The sequence below is a fragment of the Yimella lutea genome, from assembly GCF_006715095.1.
Taxonomy (GTDB): domain Bacteria; phylum Actinomycetota; class Actinomycetes; order Actinomycetales; family Dermatophilaceae; genus Yimella; species Yimella lutea.
Genome location: NZ_VFMO01000001.1, coordinates 2,963,165 through 2,988,821, shown reverse-complemented (window position 1 = coordinate 2,988,821; position 25,657 = coordinate 2,963,165). Strand labels below are relative to the sequence as shown.

At 66.2% G+C, this 25,657-nt stretch carries 28 protein-coding genes, 2 tRNA genes and 2 pseudogenes; 19 read left to right on the top strand and 13 right to left on the bottom strand.

The genetic code is table 11. From position 1 onward, the window contains the following. The first annotated feature begins 61 nt into the window (after nt 1–61). The 3 genes from hppD to FB459_RS14415 all read left to right on the top strand — a co-directional run bounded on the left by hppD (nt 62) and on the right by FB459_RS14415 (nt 4,124). Nucleotides 62–1,267, top strand: coding sequence for a 4-hydroxyphenylpyruvate dioxygenase (gene hppD / locus FB459_RS14425; protein ID WP_141928991.1), 1,206 nt, complete (start codon nt 62–64; stop codon nt 1,265–1,267). A gap of 134 nt (nt 1,268–1,401) precedes the next feature. After that, entirely contained in the window at nt 1,402–2,712 is a 1,311-nt protein-coding gene (locus tag FB459_RS14420; RefSeq protein ID WP_141928990.1) for a M20/M25/M40 family metallo-hydrolase, read from the top strand. Then, entirely contained in the window at nt 2,682–4,124 is a 1,443-nt protein-coding gene (locus FB459_RS14415) for an MFS transporter (RefSeq protein WP_141928989.1), read from the top strand. The genes FB459_RS14420 and FB459_RS14415 overlap by 31 nt, the downstream gene beginning before the upstream one ends. 10 nt (nt 4,125–4,134) lie before the next feature. Here the strand turns inward: FB459_RS14415 and FB459_RS14410 are convergent, their stop codons facing one another. Further along, a complete protein-coding gene (locus FB459_RS14410) occupies nt 4,135–4,635 on the bottom strand; it encodes a hypothetical protein (RefSeq protein ID WP_141928988.1) in 501 nt (166 codons plus the stop codon). Nucleotides 4,636–4,778: 143 nt separating this feature from the next. On the opposite strand from FB459_RS14410, the gene FB459_RS14405 reads away from it, so the two are divergent. Continuing rightward, a complete protein-coding gene (locus tag FB459_RS14405; protein ID WP_141928987.1) occupies nt 4,779–5,063 on the top strand; it encodes a hypothetical protein in 285 nt (94 codons plus the stop codon). Nucleotides 5,064–5,089: 26 nt separating this feature from the next. Here the strand turns inward: FB459_RS14405 and FB459_RS14400 are convergent, their stop codons facing one another. Genes FB459_RS14400 through FB459_RS17435 form a run of 4 tightly spaced genes read right to left on the bottom strand, consistent with a single transcriptional unit; the run spans nt 5,090 to nt 7,158 of the window. Further along, nucleotides 5,090–5,599, bottom strand: a complete 510-nt coding sequence (locus tag FB459_RS14400; protein WP_141928986.1) for a TY-Chap domain-containing protein — start codon at nt 5,597–5,599, stop codon at nt 5,090–5,092. After that, nucleotides 5,596–6,078: a DUF6301 family protein gene (locus tag FB459_RS14395; RefSeq protein ID WP_141928985.1), complete on the bottom strand. Its 483-nt coding sequence runs from the start codon at nt 6,076–6,078 to the stop codon at nt 5,596–5,598. Before FB459_RS14395 ends, FB459_RS14400 begins: the two co-directional genes overlap by 4 nt. 2 nt (nt 6,079–6,080) lie before the next feature. Further along, a complete protein-coding gene (locus FB459_RS17595; RefSeq protein WP_211345204.1) occupies nt 6,081–6,779 on the bottom strand; it encodes a hypothetical protein in 699 nt (232 codons plus the stop codon). A gap of 4 nt (nt 6,780–6,783) precedes the next feature. Further along, a complete protein-coding gene (locus FB459_RS17435) occupies nt 6,784–7,158 on the bottom strand; it encodes a Tox-REase-5 domain-containing protein (protein ID WP_168990234.1) in 375 nt (124 codons plus the stop codon). A gap of 96 nt (nt 7,159–7,254) precedes the next feature. On the opposite strand from FB459_RS17435, the pseudogene FB459_RS17430 reads away from it, so the two are divergent. Continuing rightward, nucleotides 7,255–7,932, top strand: a pseudogene (locus FB459_RS17430) (DUF6177 family protein); the annotation flags it as partial. Between the two features lie 81 nt (nt 7,933–8,013). Then, on the top strand, nt 8,014–8,859 hold the full coding sequence (locus FB459_RS14375; protein ID WP_141928983.1) for an RDD family protein: 846 nt from the start codon (nt 8,014–8,016) through the stop codon (nt 8,857–8,859). Nucleotides 8,860–8,926: 67 nt separating this feature from the next. On the opposite strand, the pseudogene FB459_RS14370 reads toward FB459_RS14375, so the two are convergent. The 3 genes and pseudogenes from FB459_RS14370 to FB459_RS14360 form a co-directional block, all read right to left on the bottom strand. Further along, nucleotides 8,927–9,246 (bottom strand): annotated as a pseudogene (locus FB459_RS14370) (formaldehyde dehydrogenase, glutathione-independent); the annotation flags it as partial. Nucleotides 9,247–9,336: 90 nt separating this feature from the next. After that, nucleotides 9,337–10,542, bottom strand: coding sequence for a fumarylacetoacetase (gene fahA, locus FB459_RS14365; RefSeq protein WP_129625723.1), 1,206 nt, complete (start codon nt 10,540–10,542; stop codon nt 9,337–9,339). Continuing rightward, entirely contained in the window at nt 10,539–11,375 is an 837-nt protein-coding gene (locus FB459_RS14360; RefSeq protein WP_129625722.1) for a hypothetical protein, read from the bottom strand. The genes fahA and FB459_RS14360 overlap by 4 nt, the downstream gene beginning before the upstream one ends. Before the next feature lie 120 nt (nt 11,376–11,495). Here FB459_RS14360 and FB459_RS14355 point away from each other — a divergent pair, with 120 nt between their 5' ends. Both FB459_RS14355 and FB459_RS14350 read left to right on the top strand, forming a co-directional pair. Next, complete coding sequence (locus tag FB459_RS14355) at nt 11,496–12,740, top strand: homogentisate 1,2-dioxygenase (protein ID WP_141928982.1); 1,245 nt, start codon at nt 11,496–11,498, stop codon at nt 12,738–12,740. Between the two features lie 179 nt (nt 12,741–12,919). Further along, nucleotides 12,920–14,737, top strand: a complete 1,818-nt coding sequence (locus FB459_RS14350) for a bifunctional metallophosphatase/5'-nucleotidase (RefSeq protein WP_141928981.1) — start codon at nt 12,920–12,922, stop codon at nt 14,735–14,737. 230 nt (nt 14,738–14,967) lie between these two features. On the opposite strand, the gene FB459_RS14345 is transcribed toward FB459_RS14350, so the two are convergent. Further along, nucleotides 14,968–15,552 (bottom strand): isochorismatase family protein, encoded by a 585-nt coding sequence (locus tag FB459_RS14345; RefSeq protein ID WP_141928980.1) that lies wholly within the window; start codon nt 15,550–15,552, stop codon nt 14,968–14,970. Between FB459_RS14345 and FB459_RS17915 the strand changes: the two genes are divergently transcribed. Further along, nucleotides 15,436–15,738, top strand: coding sequence for a DUF5701 family protein (locus FB459_RS17915; protein ID WP_246092575.1), 303 nt, complete (start codon nt 15,436–15,438; stop codon nt 15,736–15,738). The two genes, FB459_RS14345 and FB459_RS17915, sit on opposite strands and share 117 nt — an antisense overlap. Here FB459_RS17915 and FB459_RS14340 read toward each other — a convergent pair. Continuing rightward, complete coding sequence (locus FB459_RS14340) at nt 15,714–17,045, bottom strand: nicotinate phosphoribosyltransferase (protein WP_211345203.1); 1,332 nt, start codon at nt 17,043–17,045, stop codon at nt 15,714–15,716. The two genes, FB459_RS17915 and FB459_RS14340, sit on opposite strands and share 25 nt — an antisense overlap. Nucleotides 17,046–17,069: 24 nt before the next feature. Here FB459_RS14340 and clpS point away from each other — a divergent pair, with 24 nt between their 5' ends. The 7 genes from clpS (at nt 17,070) to FB459_RS14310 (ending at nt 21,022) form a co-directional block, all read left to right on the top strand. Next, on the top strand, nt 17,070–17,363 hold the full coding sequence (gene clpS, locus FB459_RS17590; RefSeq protein WP_239701412.1) for an ATP-dependent Clp protease adapter ClpS: 294 nt from the start codon (nt 17,070–17,072) through the stop codon (nt 17,361–17,363). Next, nucleotides 17,363–17,947 carry a DUF2017 family protein gene (locus tag FB459_RS14330; RefSeq protein WP_141928979.1) on the top strand — a complete coding sequence of 195 codons (585 nt, stop codon included), beginning with the start codon at nt 17,363–17,365 and terminating at the stop codon, nt 17,945–17,947. Before clpS ends, FB459_RS14330 begins: the two co-directional genes overlap by 1 nt. 35 nt (nt 17,948–17,982) lie before the next feature. Next, nucleotides 17,983–18,147, top strand: coding sequence for a hypothetical protein (locus tag FB459_RS17425; RefSeq protein ID WP_170221948.1), 165 nt, complete (start codon nt 17,983–17,985; stop codon nt 18,145–18,147). A gap of 39 nt (nt 18,148–18,186) precedes the next feature. Further along, nucleotides 18,187–19,710 (top strand): glutamate--tRNA ligase, encoded by a 1,524-nt coding sequence (gltX, locus tag FB459_RS14325; protein ID WP_246092463.1) that lies wholly within the window; start codon nt 18,187–18,189, stop codon nt 19,708–19,710. A gap of 413 nt (nt 19,711–20,123) precedes the next feature. Further along, a tRNA-Gln gene (locus FB459_RS14320) sits at nt 20,124–20,195 on the top strand. 80 nt (nt 20,196–20,275) lie between these two features. Continuing rightward, a tRNA-Glu gene (locus FB459_RS14315) sits at nt 20,276–20,348 on the top strand. Nucleotides 20,349–20,422: 74 nt separating this feature from the next. Beyond that, nucleotides 20,423–21,022 carry a histone deacetylase gene (locus FB459_RS14310; RefSeq protein WP_141928977.1) on the top strand — a complete coding sequence of 200 codons (600 nt, stop codon included), beginning with the start codon at nt 20,423–20,425 and terminating at the stop codon, nt 21,020–21,022. A gap of 17 nt (nt 21,023–21,039) precedes the next feature. On the opposite strand, the gene FB459_RS14305 is transcribed toward FB459_RS14310, so the two are convergent. Continuing rightward, the gene (locus tag FB459_RS14305) at nt 21,040–21,795 is read right to left on the bottom strand and encodes an IclR family transcriptional regulator (RefSeq protein ID WP_141928976.1); all 756 of its coding nucleotides are present in this window, start codon (nt 21,793–21,795) and stop codon (nt 21,040–21,042) included. Nucleotides 21,796–21,911: 116 nt separating this feature from the next. Here FB459_RS14305 and leuC point away from each other — a divergent pair, with 116 nt between their 5' ends. From leuC to FB459_RS14290, 3 genes are all read left to right on the top strand, one after another. Then, on the top strand, nt 21,912–23,306 hold the full coding sequence (gene leuC, locus FB459_RS14300; RefSeq protein ID WP_141928975.1) for a 3-isopropylmalate dehydratase large subunit: 1,395 nt from the start codon (nt 21,912–21,914) through the stop codon (nt 23,304–23,306). A gap of 10 nt (nt 23,307–23,316) precedes the next feature. Next, nucleotides 23,317–23,910 carry a 3-isopropylmalate dehydratase small subunit gene (gene leuD / locus FB459_RS14295; protein ID WP_129625712.1) on the top strand — a complete coding sequence of 198 codons (594 nt, stop codon included), beginning with the start codon at nt 23,317–23,319 and terminating at the stop codon, nt 23,908–23,910. A gap of 289 nt (nt 23,911–24,199) precedes the next feature. Beyond that, a complete protein-coding gene (locus FB459_RS14290) occupies nt 24,200–24,703 on the top strand; it encodes an HU family DNA-binding protein (RefSeq protein WP_141928974.1) in 504 nt (167 codons plus the stop codon). Between the two features lie 64 nt (nt 24,704–24,767). On the opposite strand, the gene FB459_RS14285 is transcribed toward FB459_RS14290, so the two are convergent. Then, entirely contained in the window at nt 24,768–24,980 is a 213-nt protein-coding gene (locus FB459_RS14285) for a hypothetical protein (RefSeq protein WP_141928973.1), read from the bottom strand. Nucleotides 24,981–24,988: 8 nt separating this feature from the next. After that, on the bottom strand, nt 24,989–25,630 hold the full coding sequence (cofC, locus tag FB459_RS14280) for a 2-phospho-L-lactate guanylyltransferase (protein WP_170221946.1): 642 nt from the start codon (nt 25,628–25,630) through the stop codon (nt 24,989–24,991). Between the last annotated feature and the right edge of the window lie 27 nt (nt 25,631–25,657).

The window sequence follows — 25,657 nt, the reverse complement described above, 5'->3', positions numbered from 1 at the left end:
TGATGATCAAGCTTGGAAGGCCCGGTTGAACAGTCTCTGTGGCTTGGGTCACAGTGTGTCCATGACTGACACCCTTGACCTCACTGCGCAGGAGCGCGAAGCCAACCTCGACTTCGACCAGTTGAAGCAGTTGGTCGGCCTCGTCGAGTACGACGCCAAGAACGACCCCTTCCCTGTCACCGGTTGGGACGCCATCGTCTTCGTGTCCGGAAACGCCACCCAGTCGGCGCAGTACTACCAGAGCGTCTGGGGCATGGACCTCGTTGCATACAGCGGCCCGGAGAACGGCAACCGCGACCACAAGTCGTTCGTGCTGAAGTCCGGCTCCATCAAATTCGTCATCAAGGGCGCGGTCGACCCCAACAGCGAACTGGTCGAGCACCACCGCAAGCACGGCGACGGCGTCGTCGACATCGCGCTCGAGGTGCCTGACGTCGACAAGTGCATCGATCGGGCCCGCTCGGTCGGCGCGAAGATCGTGCGTGAGCCGGAGGACATCACCGACGAGCACGGCACCGTCCGCATCGCCGCGATCGCCACGTACGGCGACACCGTCCACACGCTGGTCGACCGCTCCAAGTACGAGGGTCCGTACCTGCCCGGCTACTGCGAGGCGTCCTCGACGTTCGTCAAGCGCGAGGGTCAGCCCAAGCGTCTGTTCCAGGCCCTGGACCACATCGTGGGCAACGTCGAGCTCGGCAAGATGGACGATTGGGTCACCTTCTACAACAAGGTCATGGGCTTTGTGAACATGGCCGAGTTCATCGGTGACGACATCGCCACCGACTACTCCGCGCTGATGAGCAAGGTTGTCGCGAACGGCAACCACCGGGTGAAGTTCCCGCTCAACGAGCCGGCCGTCGCCAAGAAGAAGTCGCAGATCGATGAGTACCTCGAGTTCTACTGCGGCCCCGGCGCACAGCACCTCGCCGTGGCCACCAACGACATCCTCAACTCGGTGGATGCGTTGCGCGCCAACGGAGTCGAGTTCCTCGACACCCCTGACTCCTACTATGAGGACCCGGAGCTGCGGGCCCGCATCGGCAACGTTCGCGTGCCGGTCGAAGAACTGCAGAAGCGCGGCATTCTGGTCGACCGCGACGAAGACGGCTACCTGCTGCAGATCTTCACCAAGCCGCTGGGTGACCGCCCGACGGTGTTCTTCGAACTGATCGAGCGGCACGGCTCGCTCGGGTTCGGCAAGGGCAACTTCAAGGCCCTGTTCGAGGCGATCGAGCGCGAGCAGGACCGCCGCGGCAACCTCTGACGCCGCTGAGTGCCGAAACCTCCGGCACTCGAAGAGCCCCGACGACGGCCCGTCGTCGGGGCTCTTGGTTCTTCGAAACCTGGTTCCTGGAAACCTGGGTATGGGTCGGGCGTTCGCTGGTTAGGCTCGCCGACATGTCGCAGATCTCTCCCGCGCTCGCCGCACTGCAGGCCGCCGTCCGGTGGCGCACGGTCGCCGGGCCGGACAAGGACCCAGCTCAGTTCGAGGGGTTGCACGGCGACCTTCGGGCACACTTCCCGCGGCTGTTCGAGGCGTGCGAAAGCGTCGAACTTCCCGACCATGCACTGCTGCTGCGCTGGCGCGGATCCGGTGATGAACGGCCGGTGGTTCTCATGGCCCACCAGGACGTCGTGCCTGTCAACAGCTGCGACGACTGGACGCACCCGGCCTACGAGGCAGTGGCCGCCGACGGATTCCTCTGGGGGAGAGGCACCCTCGATTGCAAGGGGTCGTTGATCGCAATCTGCGCCGCGGTCGAACAGCTCATCGTCCAGGGGGTCACTCCCAGCCGGGACGTCTGGTTGTCCTTCTCGTCGGACGAGGAGATCGCCGGGCACACCGCGCCCGCGGCCGTCACAAAGTTGAAGCAGCGCGGGGTCGAGCCGTGGTTCGTGCTGGACGAGGGCGGCATGGCGGTCACGGGCGTCTTCCCGGGCGTCGATGCTCCGCTCGCCGTGATCGGTCTCGCCGAGAAGGGGCTGGTCGTCGTCCGTCTGACTGCGCGCGCGGAAGGCGGGCATGCCTCGATGCCGCCTCGCAGGAGTGCGCCGGCGATCCTCGCGAAGGCGATCCTGTCGTTGGAGAAACACCCCGCACCGTCGAACCTGACCGAGCCGAGTCTGCGCATGCTGGAGACCATCGCGCCTCATGCGAAAACGCCGGTCCGTCAGCTGCTGTCCCGCGCGGGTTCGATGCGGAAACCGCTGACCCAACTGCTCGCTCGCACGGGACCGGCGACCGCGGCCATGGTGCGGACCACCTACGCGGTCACCCAGCTGGAAGGGTCCCCGGCGCAGAACGTCCTGGCGACGGACGCGTCCGCCACGGTCAACGTCCGGGTGTCGGTCGACGAGAGCGCCGAAGAGGCTGTTGCCCGGATCCGACGCATCCTGGGTGACGACATCGAGGTGGCCGTGCTGACCTCGTACGACCCGAGCCCGGTCGCAGCGACGGGTGACGCGTACGAACTCATCGCATCGGTCACCGAACAGGTCATGCCGGACGTCGTCCCGACGCCGTACGTGGTGATGGCAGCCACCGATGCTCGCCACTTCCAGCGGGAGTGGCCCGACTGCTACCGGTTCAATCCTTTCCGGATGACCGCGAGCCAGCGCGAGAGCCTGCACAACGTCGACGAGCGCCTGGAAGTGTCGTCCTTCGAGGAGGGAATCCGTTGGTACACAACACTTCTGACGCAGATCTGAGCAAGACCGGGCTTAAGAGCATCGGCGCTGTCGTCGGGTTCCTGGTCTGCGTCGAGATCGCCAGCGGTTTCCTGCAGGGTTTCTACACGCCGTTGTTCACCGACATCGCTCGTGAACTGCGCATCCGGGACGCCGACGTCAACTGGTTCGAGGCGGCACAGTTGACGGTCTCTGCGCTGGTCGTACCCATTCTCGCTCGACTGGGAGACGTGATCGGGCATCGCAAGGTGCTGCTGCTGTCGACGGTCGTCACCGCGGTCGCGACGTGGGCGGTTGCGTTCGCGCCGACCTTCTGGACCTTCCTCATCGCCTGGGCGTTCGCCGGTTTCTACGTGGTGTGGCTGCCGTTGGAGGTGGCGATCATCCACCGCCGCACGGAGGGCGACCCGAAACGCACCCGCCTTGCGGCCGCGCTGCTGGTCTTCGGACTCGAGGCATCGGTCATCGCGGCTGCGGTGTTCGCCGGGGCGTTCGCACAAACCTGGTCGATGACCGCGTTGTTGTCGATCCCCGCCGTCGTGGTCACCCTCGCGATCCCGGCGATCTGGTTCGGGGTTCCGGAAGTGCCGGTGCTGCGCAGAGCGTCGCTCGACCTCGGCGGGTTCGCGCTGATCACCATCGCGTTGTCGCTGATGATGAGCGGTCTGATCCTGGTACGTCTGCACGGCCCGCTCAGCGTTTGGCCGTTGATGCTGCTCGTCGCCGCGGTCGCGGCGTTCGTCGTGTTCGGGCGGTACGAGTTGGGTCACCACGAACCGCTGGTCGATCTGCGCGTGCTCGGTGCCGGCCGGCAGTGGCCGATCCAGCTGACCGCGTTCCTGTTGGGAGTCTCCGTGCTCGGCGCCCAGATCCCGCTGTCGACCTTCGCGCGCACCGACCCGGACGTCACCGGCTACGGACTGGGGGCGACCGCGGCGAGCGTCTCGACGATCATCGGGCTCTACGTGATCACGCTTGCGATCGGCGCCCTGGCTCTGCCTTGGCTGGCGCGGCTGCTGTCATCGAACGGCGCACTCGTCCTGGGAGCGACGCTGGTCGGTGTCGGGTATCTGATGTTCCTGCCGCTCCACGACGGGCTCGCGCAGTTGATGATCAACATGGCTGTGGCCGGCTTCGGTTCCGGACTACTGGTGGCGGCGCTCCCGGCGGCTGCGGCCGCGCAGGCACCGGACACCCATACCGGCTTCGTGACCGGGATGACCAACATGACCAAGACCGTCGGCGGCGCGGTCGCCAGCAGTGTGTTCGCGATCGCGCTGGCGACCACCGGCAGCATCGACGCTGACGCCGCGGCGAACCACGCCTCGCTGGGCGGTTACATGACGGTGTGGGCGATCTGTGGCGCCACGGCACTGCTCGCTGCGGTCATCCTTGCATTACGTGGACCCCGCACGCAGGGCTCGGGGAGTTGACTCGGCCCGGTCAGAGCGCAGCGGTCGGCTGCGTCACCGGACCTTCGAGGACAGCCGGCGCTGCACCGGTGTCGATGGCAGCGTGGGTGTCGGTGTCGGTGTCGGTCTCGGTGTCGGTCTCGGTGTCGGTCTCGGTGGCGGCGTCCGGGTTGTCACTCGAGTGCGCGGCGTCGAACCGGCGGGCCACCAGCCACCTGCTGAGGTCGCGGCCGAGGAAGACGCCCCACAACAGGATGGTGCTGAACGCCACGAGTACCAGCGCCAGGATGAATGCGGCCCCCACCAGTCCGTAGTCGGCGACCTGTTCGGTGATCTCGTTCGGCGCGAGCACCTGCACGGCGAGGATCAGAACGGTCGTGCCGAGAACGATCAGGACCGCACCCGGCAACAGTTGCCCCCAACGTGCCTTGCCGCGCGTCGACGGTGAAGCCGACCGACTGACCGTGGCGGAGGGGCTCGCCGATCTCGTCGCTCGGGTGCGCTCGAGCGCGGTCGAGACGGCTCCGCGCATCCGAGTGTTGCCGCCTGTGGTGCCGCACGATCAGTTGGCGGGATCACCGGCACCGGGGCTGGTTCCGCTCGGCCTGGACGAGATGACGTTGGCGACCGAGATGCTCGATCTGAACGGGGCGGACCGACACGTGGTTGCGATCGGTGAGTCACAGACCGGACGAACTTCGTTGCTGCCAACACACGCCGGAGCAGATCGTCTTCGCGGTGATGGATCCGCGCCGCACCTTGAAGGACGAGGTGCCCGAGGAGTACCTCGGCGCGTACGCCGGTTCGGTGGGCCTGGCGGATCGCCTCGTCGGCGCCGTCCTGCCGGAGCTGGCGAAGCGAGCGGGAGTTTCCTGCGGCCGCGCCCAGACGACGCGGACGCTGACCTCTGCGACCGGCGCGGTGGTGGTCGTGTTCATCTGCTCAGACCTTCAGTGTTGAACGACACCGACTTCGGGACGACTTCGTCACCTACGCGTCATCGGGATGGTGAGGCTCTCGACCGGCAGGGGGTTCTGCCCCGCATCGAGGGAAGAGATCTCCTCGTCGGTGTAGGTCCGGCCTGAGTGCATGACTTCGGGCTCACGCCATGCGGTGTAGCTGAGTTGCTCGGGGGTCGAGGTTCCGTACACATCGCGCAACGCGACGACACAGCTGTGCGCGAGCTGGTCGAACCGTGCTGTGATCGCCGGAAGGTCGAGGCGAAACGTCCAGTTCGGCTGGGCATCGGCGTACAGCGTCCAACCTGATTCTGCGAGCAGCTGCTCACCGTTGTCGTCGGCAGGGTGAGTGAGTTGTTGATTGCTGTTACTGGTGCACTCCGCTGCGACTGCGTCGTGGTCGGCCGCGAACTGCACATAGGCATGAGTCGCTCCGTCCTGGACGACGAGGAATCCTCGATCCGGAAGTTCACGAATGGCACGCGCCAGTTGTGTCGTGAACTCCTCCCAGCCCAGTCCCGCCTGCTGCACGCTCACGCGGGCCACTCCTTGTTCGCCTTCCGCAGGTCGACCTCGGGTTGAGTGAGGTACAGCGCTTCCACAACTTTCGAGCGGACGATCATGACACCGCCCCGTGGTTCCAGATCGAAGTAGGCGCGATCGACCTCGCCGCGACGCAATGCGCCTTTACCCCAACGCTTTTCGGCACCGGCGACGTAATCGGCGAAGCGGTCGGCGATGAATCGAGCAAAGTCGTCGGTGATGTTCTTCTCGTGATCGGTGAGGGTCAGCATGATCCTCTTCACGGGGTCATCTGCCGGTCCGATGCCCTCGACGTCGGGAAAGCTCAGTCCGAAGCGGTCGTTGGAAACCCATCCGTCCTCGTCCTGGGTCCAGCCGATCTCGCTGGACAACTCCGCGGCCTCCCGCTCGGTCATCGGCCAGTTCGCGTCCACCCAGAACTGCAGCATGCCGAGCGCTTGATCGACGGGAATCGACTGCCGGATGGACCGCACCGTCAATGAGGTAGCTCGTCGAGCCCGTTCAGCTCGAGCGTTTTCTGAGTGGCATCGACAACCTGTTGGGCGGACCAGTCGTCGGGCAGGGTCAGCAGGGTGCCGGTCTCTACTCGCTCTGCCTGAACCCCGTCGGCGACGTGATCGATTCTGCCAACGGCGTCAGCGAGCCAGAGCCGATACCTGGGAGTGATCTTCCAGTTTCCGCGGCGCGCCAGACGCTGCATTTCGATCGTTCCGAGCCGAACCATCAGGGGATCCCACCCCTCGACCGCTGAACTGACGACAGCATCGGTGAAGGCCCGCGGGATATGTCCACCGTCGACCGCGGTGACCTCGATGTCAGCGCGTTGAGCCGGGATGCGGCCCCCCGTGTGATCCTGACCCGCGCTGACATGCGCGACTGCCATCGCCTCACTGTTGAAGCCTCGCACCCAGAACGCGTAACCGTCCCAATCGCCCTGCCGCGCCAGGCCTTCGGTCGACTTCATCTGCGAGACCAGTTCCGCTTGTTCTGCCTGGTCCTTGGGCCACGGCGTGCGTTCGGTCCCCAGGGTCCACACCGAGATACCGGTACGTTCTCGCATTCCGTGCATGAACAGATCGACCTGGTGCGCGATCTCCTCGGGGGTCTCCTGCGGCCGCGCCCATACAACGCGGACGCTGACCTCTCCAACCGACGTGGTGTTAGTCGTGTTCATCTGTTCAGACCTTCGATGTGTGAATGACGTCGATCTCGAAGATACCTCGGGAATCCAGCAGATCCTTGATGGCGGCAGCACCGGCAGGGTCGGACGCGTGCCACTCCAGACGCGCGCCGTCCGGCAACGCACGCACCTGACGTTCTGCCTCGCTGACCAGTCGATCACTGGTGCCGGTCGACCAGTCGCTTCGAGGCTGGTGAGCGAGCTGGGCGTAGCCGTGCTTTGCATCGAGGAAGGTTTCGACAGGTGGGTCCCCGCGGAACGTCCGTCCGTCGAAGGCAACCGGCCGGCCCGAGGTCGGGTCATGGCGCACGTACTCTGACAGATGCCCGTTGGCGGTTCGCTGCGCGCCGGTGATCTGCTCCTGGTATCCCATCCAAGGTTGATCAGGCCCTCGGTTGAGGTGTGACCAACCGTCCACTCTGTTGGCCAGACGCAGGAGGAGAAGCCGTCCGGGTGGCGTGAACCACGCGACTCCGCCTGGGTATTCGCGCTCGACGCCGAGGTGCTGCACCCCTATGACCGGGCCACGCCCGGAACGATGACGGAGTCGGTGGTCGCGGCCTTCGATCGCGGCAAGCCGCAGTTCGCGGGACTGATGGAGCCACCGGAATCGGAATGGGACGTCGCGGCGGTCACCGAACTCGCCCGGGTGATGTCGCAGGGGTCGACCAGCCTTTGCGTCGAGGGCCAGGGCTGGCACGGGTCGCTCACCATTCAGCCCGAGCCCGGCGGGGTGATGGAGCGTTGCGAGTTGCTGCTCGACGCCGGCGCCGAGCCGATGGACGCGAACGGTCTGTTCGCGCTCGGGCAGCGAGTGGCCGACACGGGCGTCCAGTTCGCGATGATCGGGTACCGCTGGGCGACCGAACGACATGTCATCACTCCCGCGTCGGTGAATCCCGCACTCCCCGCGGCGCTCGTGGCCGACCCCGCCCGCTTTCCGGGGCTGACCAGCCGGACGCTGCGGGCACACGTCGGCGACCACCTGCGCGAACACGGCCGTCACTGGGTGATGGCGTTCGAATCGCCGCACGACACCACTCGCGAGCAGTCGCGCCAACTGATGCAACGTTGGGGAAGCGCGCTGGAACTGCTGCGTACCCACGACGAGATCGCCCTGGCCGTAGCGCGTCAGCGGGACAACTGAGCACGGCTGTTCGCCTCCTCCCCAGGGGGAGGTACGCGGTCGGTGGTCGCCGCCGCCCGAGGCGGTTGACACAATGCGGACATGAGCGAACGTGCGTCCGGCTGGTATCCGGATCCGAACGACCCGGACACCCTGCGGTACTGGGACGGAATCCTGTGGACCGACCGGACGATGCCCCGCGTCAAGCCGGGCCTGGAGAAGTCCCACATCAGCGCGGCGCCGCAGGTGCCCCAGCACCACCAGCACCCGCACCTCCCGCATCCGGGCCAGCACCGGCCCGGTCAGCAGCAGAGCAGTCCGAACGGTCCGTATCGTGGCCAGTTCCAGCCGGCGTCTGCCACGGCACGCACACCGGACGGCGCCGAACTCGCACCGTTCTGGCGTCGAGCGCTGGCATTCATTGTCGACAACATCCTGACCTCCGCGATCGCCGCGCCGCTGGCTTGGCCCTGGTTGTCGGACTGGGTGCACGTGGTCCGCACCTACTTCAACGAGAGTCTGGACGCTGCCCGCGAAGGCCGGGGTACACCCGACGCCCCGGACGCGCTCTACAACTTCCCCTGGCAGGTCGGACTCGTCGCCGTCGCGGTCTACTTCGTGTACGAGGTGGCCCTGACAGTATGGCGTGGGCAGACCGTCGGCAAGATGCTGCTGGGCATCAAGGTGCGCCGGGAGGAGAACGACAAACCGCCCACCTTCGGTGCCGCCGTCTACCGGTTCGCGGTCAAACAACTCACCTCGATCGTCGGCCCTGTTCCGTTGCTGAGCTTCCTGGTGACGATCTTCCAGATCGTCGACTACCTGCGCCCGCTGAGCGACCGCATGAACCAGGCCTTCCACGACTCGTGGCCCGGCACCTATGTGGTGCGCAAGCAGCGCGGTGGTGCGAGTGAGGAGCAGACACCACCCGGCGACCGCATGTACTGAAAATCACTGAGCAGCAACAGAATCGGCGCACCCACTCCGGGTGCGCCGACTCTGTTCCTGCCGCCGATCAGGCGGACTTCGTCATACCGTGCGGGTCGATGACGTACTTCTTCGCGGCTCCTTGGTCGAAATCGGAGTAGCCCTGCGGGGCGTCGTCCAGGGAGATGACCGTCGCGTTGACGGCCTTCGCGACATCGGCCTTGCCCGCGAGGATCATCTTCATCAGACCGCGGTTGTACTTCTCACCGGGCACTGGCCGGCGTAGAAGGAGTGCGACTTCGCCCAACCCAGGCCGAGCCGGACGCCGAGCGTGCCTTCCTTGGCGTTGTCGTCGACAGCACCGGGGTCGCCGGTCACGTAGAGTCCGGGGATCCCGATGCCGCCCCCGCCCGCGCGACCGCCATGCAGGGTTACCGGTTTGTCGGACACATGATCTCGGCTCTCGGCTCGCGGGCACGACGCCCGCCGGTCGGGAGGTCAGGTGCGCGCCGGGAGGATCCTGCCGGTGACCTCGCCCAAGCCGATGCGTGCGCCGTCGGTGCCCGGGGCGGTCGCGCGCAAAGTGACGATGTCGCCGTCCTCGAGGAATGATCGGGTCGATCCGTCGGCGAGCGCGAACGGCTCCTTGCCGCTCCAGGAAAGTTCGAGGAAGCTGCCGCGCTCGTCCTTCTCATCGCCCGACACCGTGCCCGAGGCGAACAAGTCGCCGGTGCGCAGGCCGGCGCCGTTGACCGTCATGTGCGCGAGCATCTGGGTCGGTGACCAGTACATCGTGGAGTACGGAGGACGGCTCACGACCTGACCGTTGATCTCGACCTCGATCGCGATGTCGAGTCCGAAGAGGTCGTCGCCCTGCAGGTACGGCAGCGGTTGCGGATCCTGTTTCGGCAGAGCCGTTTTCGCCGCCCGGAGCGCCGCCATCGGGGTGATCCAGGCAGCGAGCGAGGACGCGAACGACTTGCCGAGGAACGGGCCGAGCGGCACGTACTCCCAGGCCTGGATGTCGCGTGCCGACCAGTCGTTGAACAAGCCGACTCCGAACAGGTGGTCGCTCGCCTCGTCGATGGACACCGGGCTGCCGACCGCCGTGTCGCCGCCGACGACGAACCCGAGCTCGGCTTCGATGTCGAGCCTGATGCTCGGGCCGAACGTCGGTTCGGTGTCGGTGGGGGCTTTGCGCTGACCGCACGGCCGGACGATGTCGGTGCCGCTGACCACGACGGTTCCGGAGCGGCCGTGATATCCGATCGGCAAGTGCTTCCAGTTGGGCGTCAACGCGTCACCGTCGGGTCGGAAGATGCGTCCGACATTCGTGGCGTGGTTCTCGCTGGCGTAGAAGTCGACGTAGTCGGCGACCGCGATCGGCAACTGCATGGTCAGGTCGTCGAGGGGGTGGAGCCGAGCCAGCACGGCATCACGCCGGCTCTGGTCATGCAACGTTTCCTGCAACCAGGTTCGTGCCGCCGCCCAGGAAGAAGGTCCTTGTGCAACAAAGGCATTGAGGTTCGGCTGCGACCACGCATCTATCCAGGCGGCTCCGTCGGCGTCGGTCGCAAGGCCCGCCAGGTCGACGGCGTGATCTCCCAGCCGGGCGACCACGTGGGGTGCGTGGCACGCCTTGGTGGCGACACCGTAGGGGAGGTTGTCCAGGCCGAAGAGTTCGGTGGTGGGCAGGTCGGTCACAGGTTCTCCTCGATGAGTCCGAGCGTGCGAAGGTCACGGATGGGGTCGTCGACGTCGCAGCAGCCGTACGACTGGAACAGGTTGCGGACGTCATGGGCGCGGCCATCGTCGATCCGGCCGACGTGTTCGAGCACGCGGGCGGCCTCGCGTTCGTCGAGGATCGCTTCGAGGTCGACGGCGGTGACGCCGTCGAGCACGGCGTTCACGGCGGCGAGCACGTTGAGGAAACCGAACTCGCGTTCGTCGCCGGCGCCGTGGCTGATCGCGTGATGCATCCCGCCGGTCAGCTTGAACGAGACCTCTCGCTCATGGCAGGCGACAATGAACGCCGCCAGTTGGGCGCAGGAGGGGACGTCGTTGTTCGGCGTCGCGCCGGTGCGCAGTTTGGCCAGCACTTGAAAGCGGTGCGGCACAAGCGAATCCAGGCCGCGCTCATAATCGCCGGCGGGTAGTTCGACGGCGACCGGGACGCCCAGTCCGATGATCTTCTCCCAGCCGCCCTGTCGGGCCAGCTGCACGCCGGCGAGGGCGTGCGTCGAGTCCTCCGCGACGGCGTCCGCCGACCCAAGGACCTCATCGAGGTCGGCGCCCGGACGTCCGATGACCACGACGGTGACCGGGTGCACCTCCTGCAGGATGCGGTCGATCAGCGCCGGTGGTGCAAGGAACGAGCCGACGTATCGCGCGTCGACCGTCGCGGCGCGCTCGAACCGGCGCTGCAGAGCGACGTCGACGGGGTAGCTACCGGGCGGGAAGACGGCGGCGTCGTCGAAGAGGCCGGCGAACAACGCGAGGGGCGACGCAGACTGCGACCGGCGGGACGGCGTTGACATGAGTCACACCGTACTGAATGCTCGTAGCGAAAAGTAGAACAGTCGCGTCCGATTATCGGTCGCATGGTCGGGCCTCGCTCCGGTGTTGTGGCCTCGCGAGAAGTGAAGGGGAGAAGCAACGTGGCTTTCTACCGGTCCCAGGGCTCGGTGCCCCCGAAGCGGCACACCCAGCACCGCAACGCCGACGGCGACCTCTACTACGAGGAGTTGATGGGTGAGGAGGGGTTCTCCTCCGATTCCTCGTTGCTGTATCACCGCTACATCCCGTCGGCGATCAGCGATGCCCGCGACTGGCCACTGACCGACGCGCTGCGCACCACACCGAACCATCCGCTGTTGCCGAGGCATCTCAAGCTGCACGACCTGTTCGGTCCCGACCAGGAGGGCGTCGACGTCGTCACCGGTCGCCGGCTCGTGCTCGGCAACGCCGACGTGCGCATCTCCTACGTCGTCGCCGATGCACCGAGCCCCTGGTACCGCAACGGCATCGGTGACGAATGCGTGTACATCGAGCGCGGTGGCGCCCGCGTCGAGACCGTGTTCGGTGCTTTCACGGTCGGCCAGGGCGACTACATGCTGATCCCGCGGGCGACCACACACCGCTGGATCCCGCTGACTGAGGGCGACGAAGGTTTCGTCGAACCGCTGCGCGCCTACCCGATCGAAGCCAACTCCCACATCGCGCCGCCCAAGCGCTACCTGTCCAAGTTCGGTCAGCTGCTGGAGCACGCGCCGTTCTGTGAGCGGGACCTGCGCGGGCCGCAGGGGCCTCTGCTCGCCGAGGACATCGGCGCCGAACCGTCCGAGTCCACCGAGGTCTACATCAAGCACCGCGGCTCGACCGGCATCGTCGGCACCGTCTACACCTATCCCTTCCACCCGCTCGACGTCGTCGGCTGGGACGGCTGCCTCTACCCGTACGCGTTCAATGTCGACGACTTCGAACCGATCACCGGACGCGTCCACCAGCCGCCGCCCGTCCACCAGGTGTTCGAGGGCCACAACTTCGTCATCTGCAACTTCGTGCCGCGCAAGGTCGACTACCACCCCTTGGCGATCCCGGTGCCGTACTACCACTCGAACGTCGACAGCGACGAGGTCATGTTCTACGTCGACGGCGACTACGAAGCGCGCAAGGGATCGGGGATCGGCAGGGGTTCGATCTCGCTGCACCCGGGTGGTCACGCGCACGGCCCGCAGCCGGGTGCAACCGAGAAGTCGATCGGGGTCGAAGCGTTCGACGAACTCGCTGTCATGGTCGACACGTTCCGTCCGCTCGAACTCGGAGAAGCCGGCCAGGCGGTCGACGACGGCAAATATGCCTGGAGTTGGATCGGCGGACGGATCAATACGCCGGTCGAGTAGGTGCGAGCCCCCTGGGGCGAGTGCCGCGATCGAGACCCCGTGAGGTGCGACGGCCGACCGGTCAACTCTTGTCCGAACGGCAGGTAAACAGTTCGTCATGCTTTGCCGACCGGTCTTCTCCCGGCGGTGAGGCGCGGCTAGCGTCGATGGGTACCCCTCCCCGCACACCCTGGAGCACCATGTCCGACAAGTTGCAGACCACCCGCCGTCAGATGCTCGGAATGGCGGTGGTCGGCGGTGCCGGCTTGTTCGCCGCGTCCGCGCCGTCCGCTGAGGCCAAGCCGAACGGCGCTCGCCTCACCGTGCTCGGCACCACCGACCTGCACGGCAACATCTTCAACTGGGACTACTTCAAGAACGCCGAGTACGACGACCGCACCCACAACGACATCGGCGCCGCCAAGTGCTCGACGTTGATCAAGGCGATGCGGCAGGAGCGGGGCGCCGACTCCTGCATCACGCTCGACGCGGGTGACACGATCCAGGGAACGCCGCTCGCGTATTACTACGCGAAGATCGACCCGATCACCAAGGGGTCGACCCACCCGATGGCGTTGGCGATGAACGAGATCGGGTACGACGCCGCGGCGATGGGTAACCACGAGTTCAACTACGGACTCGACACGTTGGACGAGTTCCGTCGCCAGGTGAACTTCCCGATGCTCTGCGCGAACGCCCTCGACTGGAACACCCGTCGTCCGGTGTACCCGAGTTACGTCATCAAGACGGTGAAGCTGAAGGGGCACAAGCCGATTCGTGTCGGCATCGTCGGTCTGGTGACGCCCGGTGTGTCTATCTGGGACAAGGCGATCGTCGACGGCAAACTGCGGTTCAACGGGATCGTCGAGCAGGCCAAAGTCGTCATCCCGCAGGTGAAGCGGGCGGGTGCGGACGTCGTCATCGTGTCGGCCCACTCCGGTGCCGACACCTCGTCCTCCTGGGGTGACGCGTTGCCGTACCTGGAGAACGCGTCCTCGGTGCTGGCCGAAGAAGTGCCGGACATCGACGCGATCCTCGTCGGGCACGCACACAAGGAGATCCCGCAGCGTTACGTCACCAACAAGGCGACCGGCAAGCAGGTCCTGCTCTCCGAGCCGCTGTACTGGGGCATGCGGGTGACGGTCATGGACCTTGACCTGGTGAAGGTGCGCGGCCAGTGGCAGGTCCAGTCGTCGTCGGCAACTCTGTTGAATGCCAACATTGTTCCCGAAGACCCGAAGGTCGCTGCCCTCGTCCGCCCGGCCCACCAGAAGGTGCTCGCCTACGTCAACGGTGTGATCGGCACCAGCAAGGTCGCGATGTCCGCGGCAACCTCGCGCTACGAGGACACACCGGCGATCGACTTCATCAACTACGTGCAGGCGAAGGCGGTGCAGGACGCGCTCGTCGGTACGCCGTACATGAACCTGCCGGTGCTGTCGATCGCCGCCCCGTTCAACAAGGCTGCGGCCATTCCGGCCGGTGAGGTCACCGTCCGCGACGTCGCGGGCCTGTACATCTTCGACAACACCCTGATGGCGATCACGTTGACCGGCAAGCAGATTCGGGCCTATCTCGAGACGTCGGCTCAGTACTTCAAGCAGGTCTCGGGCACCGGTCCGTTCACCGCCGACCAGGTCACGAACGCGTCCACGCCGCAGGCTCCGAGCGGCACGCCCGACTACAACTACGACATCATGGCCGGCCTGGACGAGCGCCTCACCTACGACATCGACATCGCGTCCGCTCCCGGCAACCGCATCCGCAACCTCGAGTACGGCGCAGAACCGTTGGTCGACGAAGCGACCTTCGTCATCGCGATCAACAACTACCGCGCCTCCGGCGGCGGCAGCTTCCCGGGAGTCACCACGGCGCCGGTGATCTACAACCAGCAGGTCGAGATCCGACAGTTGCTCATCGACTGGGTCACCGCGAACAAGGTCATCGACCCGGCGCTGTTCGCCTCGGACGACTGGCGCCTGGTCTCAGGCTCGACCGCGATCACCGTCACCGAATAGCAGCGATACTCGGTGAGCACGAAGGCCGCACCCGTTCGGGTGCGGCCTTCGTGGTGAGCCGCCGGGGACCCATCGGGCGCTAGTCCTCGGTTGTGTTCTCGTTCGAACGCGCGCTGGTTGAGCCGGACAACCGAGGGACGAGGTTGCCCACGCCGAAACCACGGTGACAAACACGAGGACGGGACCACGTGGTGTCGGGTTGTCCGAACCAGCGGCCGGGGCGGGTGGGTTCAGCTTCGGACGACGGGGGTGCCGGTCAGGCCGACTTCGTTGTCGCGCAACGCTCTCAAGGCGTCCGCAGTAGTGCTGGATGAAACGCCGGCGGTGAGGTCGAGCAGTACGGTGGTGTCGAAGCCGGCGGCCTTGGCATCCAGTGCGGTTGCCTTGACGCAGAAGTCGGTGGCAATGCCGCATACGTCCACGGATGAGATTTCGCGCGAACGCAGCCAGTCGACAAGTGCCCCGTCGTCCTCGCTCTTGCCCTCGAACCCGCTGTAGGCCGCTTCGTACTCGCCCTTGCGGAACGTGCGGTCGGTGCGCTCGATCGCGGGCAGCACCTCCGGCCTGAAGTCGGCTCCTGCCGTGCCCACCTCGCAGTGCACCGGCCAACTGTCGACGAAGTCGGGGGAGTCGGACCAGTGGGTGCCAGGGTCGATGTGCCAGTCGGCCGTCGCCACGATCGTCGTGTAGTCGTCGCCCTGCGCTCTGACGTACTCGGCAATCTCGGACGCGACCTGGGTGCCGCCCGCCACGGCGAGCGAACCACCCTCACAGAAGTCGTTCTGGACGTCGACGATGATCAGCGCGCGAGTCATGACAACGAGGGTATTGCGTCATCGCCTCGTGCGCGGGAACACCTCGGCGAACGCGAGCGCCGCGACGCACCGAAGCTCGGTTGGTGCTGGGCGAACAACCGTTACTCCTGGCTGGGATTCGCCTCTGCTGCCGAACGCATCCGACGTCGGTGCGGCCGATCTCAGGAGCGTGCGGACTCGTCCTGATAGATCGTCGGGATGACGGCCTCGCCGCGAGACATCTGCAGCGCTTTGGCGGGCAGCTCGGCCCGTGACTGCTCGTGCCGCTTGCGAGCCTCCTCGATCCCGGAGTGGTCGACGCGCCTACCGTCCTTGAACAACTCCACCATCAGGTGCCGGTCGTTGGAGTCGCCGTCGGGGATCTCACCGATGCCGATGATCTCGGCCTCCGCGATCCCGGACGTGTTCAGCCGGCGCATCGCGTACTTGCGACCCGCGACCGACTTCTTGTCCTTGCTGGCCTTGGCGACGCCGACCATCTGGCCGTTGTCGTCCTCCCGCTGCACCAACTTGTAGACCATGCTCGCCGTCGGTGCGCCCGATCCGGTGACCAGCGAGGTGCCGACGCCGTACGCGTCCACGGGCCCGGCCTGCAACGCGGAGATCGCGTACTCGTCCAGGTCGGAGGTGACCACGATCTTGGTGTCGGTCGCGCCGAGGTCGTCGAGCTGCTTGCGTACCTCGCGGGCCTGCACGAGCAGGTCGCCGGAGTCGAGGCGGACACCGCCGAGCTCGGTGCCGGCCACCTCCACGGCGATGTTCACCGCGTTGGTGACGTCGTAGGTGTCGACCAATAGCGTGGTGTCCTTGCCGAGGGAGTCGACCTGCGCCTGGAAGGCCTCACGTTCGTCGTCGTGCACGAGGGTGAACGCGTGTGCGGCGGTGCCCTTGGTGGGAACGCCGTAACTGCGTCCGGCCTCGAGGTTGGAGGTGGTGTCGAACCCTGCGATGTACGCCGCGCGGGCAGCAGCGACGGCAGACCATTCGTGGGTGCGGCGAGAGCCCATCTCGATGCAAGGGCGTCCGTCGGCCGCAGCGGTCATGCGGGAGGCTGCAGCGGCAATTGCACTGTCGTGATTCATGATCGACAACACGAGTGTCTCGAGGATCACGCCCTCGGCGAAGGTCGATTCCACGACGAAGACAGGAGAGCCGGGGAAGAAGGTCTCGCCCTCGGCATAGCCCCAGATGTTGCCCTTGAACTCGTAGTTCGCCAACCACTCCAACGTCGGCTCGTCGACGACCTTCGTGCGGCGCAGGTGCTCGAGTTCGGCATCCCCGAACCGGAACTGCTCGATGAGATCCAGGACGCGACCGGTGCCGCCGACGACCCCGTAACGGCGACCGTCCGGCAGGCGTCGGGCGAACACCTCGAAGATGCTCCGACGGTGTGCGGCACCGCTGTTCAGGGTGGCCTGAAGCATCGTGAGCTCGTAGTGGTCGGTCAGCAGGGCCGTGCTCGCAGCAGCGGCGACATCCTTTTCCGTGGTCACGCGGTTCACCCTATGGTGGGAGGCGTGTCCGTGGCTCCTCCCGAGGTCGAAGAGGTCGTCGAGATCGACTTCGGCACAGAAATCGACAAACCCTGGGTGACCATCGTCTGGAACGACCCGGTCAACCTGATGTCTTACGTGACCTGGGTGTTCCAGACCTACTTCGGCTACTCCAAGGAGAAGTCCGAGCAACTGATGATGGCCGTGCACCACGAGGGCCGCGCCGTCGTCTCGCACGGCACGCGTGAGCGGATGGAGACCGATACCGCTGCGATGCACGGGTATTCGCTGTGGGCGACCTTCCAGAAGGACGAGTGATGGCACAGGCGTTCGTCCGCAAGGGGAAGAAGTTCGTCGGTGTCCTGGACCGCATCGAGCGCAGCGTCGTCATCGACCTGCTCGACCAGACCCGCGAACTGGTCGCCCCCGAGGAGACAGAGAAGACGGGCGACCCGTTCACCGACCTGGTGGCCGGTCTCGGTGACGAGTACGACCCTCGAGAGGTGGCCGGACGGGATCCCGTCGTCCGCCGCATCCTGCCCGACGGGCACCGGGACGACCCCGAGGCCAGCGCCGAGTTCCGTGCCGCGACCGAACGCAACCTGCGCGAGCAGAAGACCCGAAAGCTGACCGCCGCGATCGACCTGCTCTCGGGTGTCTGCGAGCGCGAGTCACGCATCGAACTCACCGAGGGCGACGCGGTCACGTTGATGATGGCGCTCGCGGACGTCCGCCTTGCGCTGGGGGAGCGGCTCGGTCTGCGCACCGACGAGGACAGCCTCAAACTGCACGCCGACCTCAATTCCGAGCAGGCGTTGGAAGAACCGAGGCTGACCCTCATGTACTACTACGAGTTCCTCACCTGGTTGCAGGAGACCATCTCGCTCGCGCTCGTCAACTGATCCAAGGAGCACCATGTCCGAGCGGACCGACACCGATGGGGGTCGAGCTCGAACTGCGTGGCACCCCGACGCAGGTGAAGGAGCGCAAGGTGGTCGTCGACATCACCCTCGCCGCGGACGGCGCGATGTGCGCGACCGGCACCGTCATCGCCGTGCTCGCGCCCGACTCGATGTTCGAAGCAGCGCGCACCGGCGGCTGAGGTCGAAGGGGCGGGTAGCCGCCTAGAATGGCGCTCACCATGACGAAGCATTCCGAAACCGGTCCTGTCCGCCTGCGTGTGGCCCCGTCGCCCACCGGTGACCCGCACGTCGGCACCGCCTACATGGCGATGTTTGACCTCGCGTTCGCGCGCCAGCAGGGTGGCCAGTTCATCCTGCGGATCGAGGACACCGACCGCGCGCGCTTCCGTGAGGACAGCGAGCAGCAGTTGTACGACACGCTGCACTGGCTCGACCTCACCTGGGACGAAGGCCCCGACAAGGGTGGCCCCTACGGGCCCTACCGCCAGTCCGAGCGTCTGGACACCTACAAGCCGTACGTCGAGCAGCTGCTCGCCGATCGCAAGGCGTATTACTGCTGGTGCTCCTCCGAGCGGCTCGCCGAGATGCGCGAGCGTCAGCAGAAGCTGAAGCAGCCCACCGGCTACGACCGCCTCTGCTACGGCAAGACCGAGGAAGAGCGCGCCGAACTGCCGGGCTTCAACTCGACGCCGGTCGTCCGGATGTTCGTGCCCGATGATGTCGAACTCACCTTCGACGACCTCATCCTGGGCCGCACCAGTGCGCCCAAGCCCGACGACCAGGTGATCCTCAAGGCCGACGGATTCCCCACGTACCACTTGGCCGTCGTCGTCGACGACCACCTGATGAAGATCACGCACGTGGTGCGCGGCCAGGAATGGATCTCCAGCACCCCCAAGCACCTGCTGCTGTTCAAGTGGCTGGGATGGGAGGCACCGAAGTTTGCGCACATGCCGCTGCTGCGGGACGAGAAGAAGGCCAAGATCTCCAAGCGCAAGAACCCGTGGGCTCGCCTCACCTGGTTCAAGGAGCAGGGTTACCTGCCCGAGGCGCTCGTCAACTTCCTTGCGTTACAGGGACACCCGCCGGTCATCGAGGCAGACGGCACGGAGCGCGAGATCTTCACCTTCGAGGAATTCGTCGAGCGCTTCGACTGGAGCAAGATCAACCCGGCCGGCGCGATCTTCAACCTGGAGAAGTTGAACTGGTTGAACGGCCACTACATCCGCGAACTCGAGGTGGGCGACTTCGCGTCGCGTCTGCTGCCGTTCCTGCACGCCGACGGGGTGCTCGACGCGCACCCGTCGCTGCCCGAACTCGGACGCCTGCAGCGGGTCGCCGAACTCGTCCAGACCCGCATAGTCCTGCTCTCGGAGGCGACGCCTCTGGTGAAGCCGTTCTACGTGCCGGACGACGACCTGGAGATTTCCGAGGACGCGCGCAAGGACCTCAAGGACAACGCCAAGGAGGTGCTGTCCGCCGCGATCGATGCACTGGAGCCGATCAGTGGTTCGCTCGGCGACGCGCTCGGCGACGGCGTCGAGTGGACCGCTGAGCGCATCGAGAAGGAACTGCGTGAGGCAATCGTCGAGGGGCTCGGGGTGAAGCCGCGCCTGGCCTTCGGGCCGCTGCGTACCGCTGTCTCGGGCCAGAAGATCTCGCCGCCGCTGTTCGAGTCGATGGAGATCCTCGGCAAGGCCTCGACGATGAACCGGTTGAAGCTGCTGCGCGACGAGCTCTGAGTCACTTTCCCTGCGTGCGTTGGAGTGGACACCCTGCCCAGTCCCACGCCCGAGCGAATGTGTGGGGGGTGACGACGGCGGCCGCTCAGTGTGGTGCCGCGCACCTTGCCGGCCGGAGGGCGCGAGGACACTTCGGTCTCCATGCTCAAACGCCAGGGATGGCGGTGTCGGCGAACCCTGTGGAGATTGCTACGAACAGCCGGTGGGTATGTGGTCGTGCGACACCGTCGGGCGCGCTTCGCACGAGCTGATGGTCGCGGTGCGGCCGGCGGGAAGTGGTGTGGCGATCCGCAGGGGTGCGGGACGTCCCGGATTTGGGCGAGGCGCGCTGCTCCGGTACTGTTGCTCCTCGGTTCGCCCCACTCGAAGGTTCGTGCTGAATGCCCGGACGCGCGAGTAGGTCGATACCCCCTTGGGGTATGGTGTAATTGGCAGCACGACTGATTCTGGTTCAGTTAGTCTAGGTTCGAGTCCTGGTACCCCAGCTTTCGAGAAGCAGTTCTCGATTCGGAGAAACGGCGCCGTTCCGGTAAAGTTCCTTCACGTGCCAAGTGGCGCGAAGTGCGGCCCCGTTGTGTAGCGGCCTAGCACGCCGCCCTCTCAAGGCGGTAGCGCGGGTTCGAATCCCGTCGGGGCTACAAGTAGCCGAAACCCCCTGCATCGCAGGGGGTTTCGCCATTTCAGCGGACATGTCTCGGTAACCTCGTCGGTCGTGAACGATGAACTCGTCTGGTACGCGGCGTACGGTTCCAACCTGTCCGCCGAGCGCTTCTCGCACTATCTCGAAGGCGGCCGGCCACGTGGTGCGCAGCGCGTACACGAAGGCTCCCGCGATTGCGCGCCGCCGCACGATGTCCGTCCGATCGAGCTACCGGGATCGGTGTTCTTCGCCTGGGAGTCGCCGACCTGGGGCGGGGGAGTGGCGTTCTACGACCCGGAGGTCGTCGGACGTGCTCTGGCCACCGCCTATCTGATCACGCACGCCCAGTTCTCCGACCTCGTGGCGCAGGAGATGCACCGGACCGTCGGCGACGATCTCGATCTCGAACCGCTATGGCAGCACCGGGTGCACGAACTCGGTATGGATCGCTACGAGCGGCTCCTGGTCGTCGACGAACTCGACGATCTCCCGGTCGTCACCTTCACCTGCCCGGTCGACCACCGGCCGCCGCTGAACCCGCCGAGCCAGGGTTACCTCGACACCATCGCCCGTGGTCTGCGCGAGACGCATCACCTGGACGACGCTGCGATCGCTGCGTACCTGGCGAGTCTTGCGCCGAAGAACCCCCAGCGCGCACCCGGCGAGGACTGATCGCCGGGCGATGCGAATCAGCCCACGTCGGACGACGGACGCGGACGCTGCTGTGCGGCGTGTGCCCGGGCGAGGATCTCGGTCAGCTTGTTCGCGCCGGCCACGACGGTCGCCGCGTGCAGGCGTCCTGGCTGGCGGGACACGCGCTCGATCGGGCCCGAGATGGACACGGCCGCGATGACGCGTCCGGACGGGCTGCGCACCGGGGCCGACACGGACGCGACCCCCGGCTCGCGTTCGCCGACGCTCTGGGCCCAGCCGCGCCGACGGACCCCGGAGAGCATCGTCGCCGAGAACTTCGCGCCCTGCAGGCCTCGGTGCAACCGGTCCGGCTCCTCCCAGGCGAGCAGTACCTGGGCGGCCGAGCCGGCGGCCATCGACAAGGTGGCTCCGACCGGGATCGAGTCGCGCAGACCCATCGGGCGGTCGGCGGCCGCGACGCAGATGCGCTGGTCGCCCTGGCGGCGAAAGAGCTGCGCGCTCTCGTGGGTGTGGTCGCGCAGGGCGCCGAGCACGGGTCCGGCTGCGGCGAGCAGGCGGTCCTCACCTGCGGCAGAGGCAAGTTCACCCAGGCGCGGTCCGAGGATGAAGCGTCCCTGCAGATCGCGGGCGACAAGACGGTGATGCTCGAGCGCGACGGCGAGTCGATGCGCCGTCGGGCGGGCGAGTCCGGTGTGCGCAACAAGTTGCGCGAGGGTCGAGGGGCCTGCCTCGAGAGCCGCAAGAACGACGGCGGCCTTGTCAAGGACACCGACACCGCTAGAGTTGTCCATGTAATGATATTGCCGTCTCATTGAGCGAGACGCAAGCTCATTTGCAAAATCGGTCGGCGATTCTGCTGATCACAACTGGTACGAGTCTGACGCGAAGTCGGTAGGAAGGGTGGGTCATGGGGCGCACACTCGCTGAGAAGGTGTGGGAGCAGCACGTCGTACGACGTGCCGAAGGAGAGCCGGATCTGCTCTACATCGACCTGCACCTCCTGCACGAGGTCACCAGCCCGCAGGCCTTCGACGGACTTCGCCTCGCCGGCCGTCCGGTGCGCCGGCCTGACCTCTCGCTGGCGACCGAGGACCACAACGTCCCGACGACCCCCGGCCCGATCACCGACCTCGTCAGCCGCACCCAGGTCGAGACTCTGCGCACGAACTGCGAGGAGTTCGGCGTCAAGCTCTACCCGATGGGTTCGGCCGAGCAGGGCATCGTCCACATCATCGGCCCGCAACTGGGCCTGACTCAGCCGGGTATGACGATCGTCTGCGGTGACAGCCACACCTCGACACACGGCGCGTTCGGCGCTCTCGCGTTCGGCATCGGCACCAGTGAGGTCGAGCACGTGCTGGCCGCGCAGACCCTCCCGCTGAAACCGTTCAAGACGATGGCCATCAACGTCGAGGGTGAACTCACCGAAGGCGTCACCGCCAAGGACGTCATTCTCGCCGTCATCGCAAAGATCGGCACCGGCGGCGGGCAGGGATATGTGCTGGAGTACCGCGGCTCGGCAATCCGGTCGTTGTCGATGGAAGCGCGAATGACAATGTGCAACATGTCGATCGAGGCCGGTGCACGCGCCGGCATGATCGCGCCGGACGAGATCACGTTCGAGTACCTCAAGGGTCGGGACAAGGCACCGTCGGGTGACGACTGGGACGCCGCGGTCGAGGCTTGGCGTGAACTGCGCACCGACGACGACGCCGAGTTCGACGCGGTCGTGGATCTGGACGCCGCCGACCTGGCCCCGTTCGTCACCTGGGGCACGAACCCGGGTCAGGGGTTGCCGTTGACGGCGAGCGTTCCGGAACCGGATCGCATCGGCGACGACAACCAGCGCTTCGCGGCGGAGAAAGCGATCGAGTACATGGGGCTGACCCCGGGCATGCCGTTGAAGCAGATCGCGGTGGACACGGTCTTCCTCGGTTCCTGCACCAACGGGCGCATCGAGGATCTGCGTGCGGCGGCCGACGTCATCAAGGGTCGCAAGGTCGCCGACGGTGTGCGGATGCTCGTGGTGCCCGGCTCGGCCAGGGTCCGCCTGCAGGCAGAGTCCGAGGGACTGGACGCGGTCTTCCAGGACGCCGGTGCCGAGTGGCGCCTCGCGGGTTGCTCGATGTGTCTGGGCATGAACCCCGACCAGCTCAGCCCCGGGGAGCGCAGCGCTTCCACCTCGAACCGCAACTTCGAAGGGCGCCAGGGCAAGGGCGGTCGGACGCACCTGGTGAGTCCGTTGGTCGCCGCCGCGACCGCTGTCCGCGGCACCCTGTCGAGCCCGGCCGACCTGAACTGAAGGAGTGACGATGGACAAGTTCACGACTCACACCGGCGTCGGAGTTCCGTTGCGCCGCAGCAATGTCGACACCGACCAGATCATTCCGGCTGTCTACCTCAAGCGCGTGACGCGTACTGGTTTCGAGGACGGCTTGTTCGCCGCGTGGCGGAACGATGAGAGCTTCGTGCTGAACAATCCGTCCTTCGCGCAAGGATCGGTGCTGGTGGCCGGATCCGACTTCGGCACCGGATCGTCGCGTGAACATGCGGTCTGGGCGTTGATGGACTACGGCTTCAAGGTCGTGCTCAGCTCACGGTTCGCCGACATCTTCCGCGGCAACTCCGGCAAGGCCGGACTGCTCACCGCACAGCTGGCGCAGGACGACATCGAACTGCTGTGGAAGCTGCTGGAGAACGAGCCGGGCACGCAGGTCACGGTGGATCTCGTCGAGCGCACAGTGACCGCCGGCGAGCACACGTTCGCGTTCGAGGTGGACGACTACACCCGTTGGCGTTTGCTCGAGGGACTCGACGACATCAGCCTCACGCTGCGACACGCGCATGCCATCGAGGAATTCGAATCATCCCGTCCGGGTTGGAAGCCCACTGTCGAAGTTCCCTGACAGCGGCGACGATTCACGCCTCGATCCGTTTGGATCGGGGCGTGTTTCGTTGTCGTGCAGAAGAATTCGCCAGTTCGTTGGATCGTTCAGGTATTCGGACCGTGCTGCTCGTGCAGCGGGGTCGACGTCCGAATGTCCTTGTGGCGCAACGTATTGCGTGCTCTGAATGGTTGCCTGCGAGTCTCGCGGGTCCTAACGTCTGTAGTGAGCCGTGCGAGAACGGACGGCGCATCGGACAGGAACGCCCACCGGTTCGCCGGAGCGCCCGAAACCCGAAGGGGTGTCAGTAGTGAACAAGGCAGATCTCATCACCGCCATCGAGACCCGACTCGGCGGCAAGAAGGCGGCCACCGACGCTGTCGACGCCGTCCTCGACGCGATCATCCGTGAGGTGGCACGTGGCAACAAGGTCACGATCACCGGCTTCGGCACCTTCGAGAAGGTCACCCGAGCAGCGCGCACCGGCCGTAACCCGCGCACCGGCGACACCGTGCCGATCAAGAAGACCGCCGTCCCGAAGTTCAAGCCGGGCACCGGCTTCAAGGCCGTCGTCGCCAAGCCGAGCTCGCTGCCGAAGACCGGTAACGCGGCCGGCCGCGCGTCGGCAGGCACCGCCGGCACCACGGCCACCACCAAGGCGGCGGCCAAGAAGGCTCCGGTGAAGAAGACCACCACGAAGGCCGCCGCCAAGAAGACGACCGCCGCGAAGACCACGGCGACCAAGGCTGCCGCCAAGAAGGCTCCGGCGAAGACCGCGACCAAGGCGACCACGCGCAAGACCGCCAAGAAGTAGTCGCACCGAACGACAGACCGGCCCCGCTCGAAGCGAGCGGGGCCGGTCCGTCGTCTGCGGTCGGTCAGCGGATGCGTTGACCGGGTCCGATGCCCTCGATCCACATCCTGCTGATACCGGAGGCGCCGACCTCGATGTTGACCCGTTGCCCCGGACGCAGATGCAACAGTGAGGTGTTGGCGAATGCGGCTACGCCGAAGTCGATCTCGCGACCGTTGTCGGTCAGAACGCTGCCCGAAGCGGTGTCGGGGTCGAAGCGGTGCACGGTGGCCTGCATGGTTCTCCTCAGCCTGCCTCGGGGGCGGTGTCGAGCAACCCCCGGGTCCGCGGCCCCAGGCCGAGACGGCGGGCGCGTCCGAGTGCCTCGGTGTCGTCGACGTCGGTGCGTAGCTGCGGTAGGTCGGGACGCAGGATGCTGGCGGCGCGGCTGTGCCGGGCGGCCGAACCGGTGCCGAAGCGGGGGACGAGACGTGAGGCGTCGTGGTGCGTGAGCAGCACCGTCCCGTCGCCGGATTCGTCGGGGACGATGCTGGATTCTGTTGCGGCACAGGCACGTAGCGCTTCGTAGAGCGCGTCTGGGGTCAGCGCGGGAAGGTCGGCGAGCAGGACTGCTCCCGGTGCCCCCGGTGCCATCTCGCCCACCTTCGCGAGGCCGAGTTCGATGGCCGGGTTGAGTCCTCGTCCCGGGTCGTCGACGACGTTGATCGCCATCGATTCGGCGTTGGTGCGCACGATCGGGTCGTCGGTCACCAGCACGATCTGAGCGGCCGGAACGACCTGCAGCACCACGTCGATGGTGTCCAGTGCCATCGCCAGTGCGAGGTCGCGGCGGGCCACGCCGCCCGGTGGGGTGAGCCGACTCTTGCCCCGTTCGGTGTTTTTCACCGGCAGGACCAGAAACCAGGTGGATGTCAAAGTGGGGCTCACGCCTCCCATCGTCCCAGATGGTGCCGT

What these genes read in the sequence shown, in the direction of transcription:
- FB459_RS14330 (WP_141928979.1), top strand. Translation starts at nt 17,363, where the DNA reads ATGGCACAGGCGTTCGTCCGCAAGGGGAAGAAGTTCGTCGGTGTCCTG.
- FB459_RS17435 (WP_168990234.1), bottom strand. Translation starts at nt 7,158, where the DNA reads ATGGGATACCAGGAGCAGATCACCGGCGCGCAGCGAACCGCCAACGGG.
- leuD (WP_129625712.1), top strand. Translation starts at nt 23,317, where the DNA reads ATGGACAAGTTCACGACTCACACCGGCGTCGGAGTTCCGTTGCGCCGC.
- leuC (WP_141928975.1), top strand. Translation starts at nt 21,912, where the DNA reads ATGGGGCGCACACTCGCTGAGAAGGTGTGGGAGCAGCACGTCGTACGA.
- FB459_RS14350 (WP_141928981.1), top strand. Translation starts at nt 12,920, where the DNA reads ATGTCCGACAAGTTGCAGACCACCCGCCGTCAGATGCTCGGAATGGCG.
- FB459_RS14305 (WP_141928976.1), bottom strand. Translation starts at nt 21,795, where the DNA reads ATGGACAACTCTAGCGGTGTCGGTGTCCTTGACAAGGCCGCCGTCGTT.
- FB459_RS14375 (WP_141928983.1), top strand. Translation starts at nt 8,014, where the DNA reads ATGAGCGAACGTGCGTCCGGCTGGTATCCGGATCCGAACGACCCGGAC.
- FB459_RS14410 (WP_141928988.1), bottom strand. Translation starts at nt 4,635, where the DNA reads ATGCGCGGAGCCGTCTCGACCGCGCTCGAGCGCACCCGAGCGACGAGA.
- FB459_RS14285 (WP_141928973.1), bottom strand. Translation starts at nt 24,980, where the DNA reads ATGCAGGCCACCGTGCACCGCTTCGACCCCGACACCGCTTCGGGCAGC.
- FB459_RS17425 (WP_170221948.1), top strand. Translation starts at nt 17,983, where the DNA reads ATGGGGGTCGAGCTCGAACTGCGTGGCACCCCGACGCAGGTGAAGGAG.
- hppD (WP_141928991.1), top strand. Translation starts at nt 62, where the DNA reads ATGACTGACACCCTTGACCTCACTGCGCAGGAGCGCGAAGCCAACCTC.
- FB459_RS14420 (WP_141928990.1), top strand. Translation starts at nt 1,402, where the DNA reads ATGTCGCAGATCTCTCCCGCGCTCGCCGCACTGCAGGCCGCCGTCCGG.
- FB459_RS17595 (WP_211345204.1), bottom strand. Translation starts at nt 6,779, where the DNA reads ATGAACACGACTAACACCACGTCGGTTGGAGAGGTCAGCGTCCGCGTT.
- gltX (WP_246092463.1), top strand. Translation starts at nt 18,187, where the DNA reads ATGACGAAGCATTCCGAAACCGGTCCTGTCCGCCTGCGTGTGGCCCCG.
- FB459_RS14345 (WP_141928980.1), bottom strand. Translation starts at nt 15,552, where the DNA reads ATGACTCGCGCGCTGATCATCGTCGACGTCCAGAACGACTTCTGTGAG.
- FB459_RS14360 (WP_129625722.1), bottom strand. Translation starts at nt 11,375, where the DNA reads ATGTCAACGCCGTCCCGCCGGTCGCAGTCTGCGTCGCCCCTCGCGTTG.